This window comes from Streptomyces odontomachi (assembly GCF_024435355.1).
In the GTDB taxonomy this organism is placed as follows: Bacteria; Actinomycetota; Actinomycetes; order Streptomycetales; family Streptomycetaceae; genus Streptomyces; species Streptomyces odontomachi.
In genome coordinates this window covers 1-2,904 of record NZ_JAMJWG010000069.1, presented here as the reverse complement: position 1 = coordinate 2,904, position 2,904 = coordinate 1, and the positions used below count along the sequence as shown (strand labels likewise).

General features: G+C 75.6%; 1 protein-coding gene. It reads right to left on the bottom strand.

The features are described 5' to 3' along the window. A partial coding sequence (locus NQO67_RS43380) for an acyltransferase domain-containing protein (RefSeq protein WP_255956172.1) occupies nucleotides 1-2,904 on the bottom strand: 2,904 nt, incomplete at both ends.

Sequence of the window (2,904 nt, the reverse complement as noted above, 5' to 3'; positions counted from 1 at the left end):
ACCGGACCAGCCGTCGCGTCCGTGCCCGTGCCCGTGTCCCGGTCCGGCGCACCGGGATCCGCCGCCCGCACCAGCCGCGGCACCGCCAACGCGCCCTCGCGCACCCTCACATGGGGTTCCCCGCTGGCCACCGCTGCGGCCAGCAGCGCACCGGGGACCTCCTCGCCGGGGGTGTCGGTCTCGACCAGCACGAACCGCCCGGGATGCTCGGCCTGCACCGACCGCACCAGACCACCGACGGCCGCCCCCACCAGATCCGACGACGGCGTGACGACCACCAGGACACGGTCGTCGGTGAGGTGGGTGAGGTGGTCCCGGATCCGTTCCAGGGCGATGGTCAGGGTCGCGTGCACGGCCGTGACCGGGTCGCCGTCGCCGTCGCCGTCGACGGCGGCAGCGGGCAGGGGCAGCGGCACGACGGCCGGGCGCTCGGACGGCTGCGGGGCGTCCGCGCCGGATCCCGGTTCGGCCCCCGGTATCGGCTCCCACGCCACCCGGTACAGCGGGCCGTCCGAGGAGCCGTCGAGCGTGTCTCCGTCGGCAGTCGGCACCGTGTCGAGGGGGCGCAGGGTGATCGACCGTGCCTCGATGACCGGTGCCCCGCGCCCGTCCACCGCGGTGAGGGAAACCCGGCCGGCCGCGTCCGCCCGGAGCCGTATCCGCAGCCGGTCCGCACCCGCGGCGTACACGCTCACCGCACCGAACGCGAACGGCACCACACCGTGCACCTGCTCGCCGCGTTCTCCGAGTTCCCCGAGTTCCCCGAGTTCCCCGAGGGCCAACGGGTGCAGGGCCGCGTCCAGCAGGGCCGGGTGCATCAGGTAACGGTCTGCTTCGGTGGCCTCGGTCTCGTCCAGCTCCACCTCCGCGTACACCTCGTCGCCCCGTCGCCACCAGGTGCGCAGCCCTTGGAACGCCGGACCGTAGTCGTAGCCCCGGCCCGCCAGCCGGTCGTAGGGATCAGCGGGCTCGCCCGGCAGTGCACCGGGCGGTGGCCACGCTCCCGCCAGAGCCTCCGGCAGGGTCTCTTCGGGCTCCGAGGGGCGGACGGTGCCGAGGAATCCGACCGCGTGCTTGGTCCAGGCGGTGGTCTCCGGGGATGCGTCCTCCCACGTCTTGGGGGCGGTCGGGGCGGTCGGGGCGGCCGGCCGGGAGTGGATGGTCAGGGGCCGGCGGCCCTCCGGCTCCGGCGGGCCCACCTCGACCTGGACGTGCCGGCCGCCGTCCTCGGGCAGCCGCAGCGGGGCGAGGAGGGTGAGGTCGTCGAGCAGGGTGCAGCCGGCCGACCTGCCGGCCTGGAGGGCCAGTTCGACGAAGGCGGTGCCGGGCAGCAGGGTCGTGCCCGCCAGGGCATGGTCGGCCAGCCAGGGGTGGGTGCGCAGCGACAGCAGCCCGCTGAGCAGCACCCTGTCCCCGTCGGCCGAGGCGACCAGCGCCCCGAGCAGCGGGTGGCCGGCCGAGGTGAGTCCGGTGGCGGTGACGTCGGCGGCCCGGGCGACCGGGTCGAGCCAGTACGACTCGTGCTGGAAGGGGTAGGTGGGCAGGTCCACGGTCTGCCGCGGCGGGCGGGCGAACACGGTGGGCCACGCGACGCCGAGCCCGTGTGCGTGCGCCTCGGCCAGCGCGGTCAGGACGCGGCCCGGTCCCCCGTCGTCCCGGCGCAGGGTGCCCAGCGAGAATGCGTCGGCCGGGCCCGCGGTGGCGCGGTCCGTGAAGCTTTCGTCGAGCGCCAAGGTCAGCACCGGATGGGCGCTGACCTCGATGAACGCCCGGTGTCCCTGGTCGAGCAGGGCGCGGGTGACCTGGTCGAAGCGGACCGGCCGGCGCAGGTTGCGGTACCAGTAGTCGCCGTCGAGCGCGGTGGTGTCCAGCCGGTCGCCGGTGACGGCCGAGTAGAACGGGACGGTGGACGGGCGCGGTGTGACGGGGGCCAGCAGCTTCCCGAGACGCTCTCGGATGGCCGCCACGTGCGGCGAGTGCGAGGCGTAGTCCACGGGGACCCGGCGGGCCCGGACGCCCTTCGCGGCACAGTCGGCGAGGAACGCGTCGAGCGCCTGCGGATCGCCGGACACCACGACGGCGGCCGGGCTGTTCACCGCGGCGACGGTCAGCCGCTCGCCCCACTGCCGGATGCGTTCCTCGACCTGCTCGGCGGGGAGCACCACCGACACCATGCCGCCGGTGCCGGCCAGGTCGGCCAGGGCCCGGCTGCGCAACGCGACCACCCTGGCGGCGTCCGGCAGGCTCAGGGCGCCGGCGACACAGGCCGCCGCGATCTCGCCCTGGGAGTGCCCGGCCACGGCGTCCGGCCGGATGCCGTACGACTCCCAGAGCGCCGCGAGCGACACCATGACGGCGAACAGCACCGGCTGGACCACGTCCACCCGGTCAAGGCCGGGCGCACCGGGCGCGCCCTTCAACACGTCGAGCAGCGACCAGTCCGTGAACTCGGCCAGCGCCAGGGCGCACTCGTGCATCCGCTCACGGAAGACGGGTGAGTCCGCCAGCAGTTCCAGCGCCATGCCGGCCCACTGCGAGCCCTGTCCGGGGAACACGAACACGGTGCCGGTGGCATCGCCCGCGGCGCCGGTGACGGTGGTCGCCGGGTCCGGCTCGCCCGCTCCGAGCCCCCGGAGTGAGTCGAGCAGGGCCTGCCGGTCCGCCGCGATGACGACGGCGCGGTGCGGATGCTGGGCGCGGGTGGTGGCAAGGGCGTGGGCGACGGCGTACGGGTCGGTGTCCGGGAACCGCGCCAGATGCGCGTGCACACGGCCGGCCAGCTCGGGCAGCGCGCCCGGGGTGCGCGCGGAGAGGAGGAACGGGAGCGGGGCGGAGGTCTCCGTGCCGGTGCCGAGAGGGGTGTCGGCGCCTGGCTCGCGTTCGGGCGTGTGGGGGGCGGCGGGG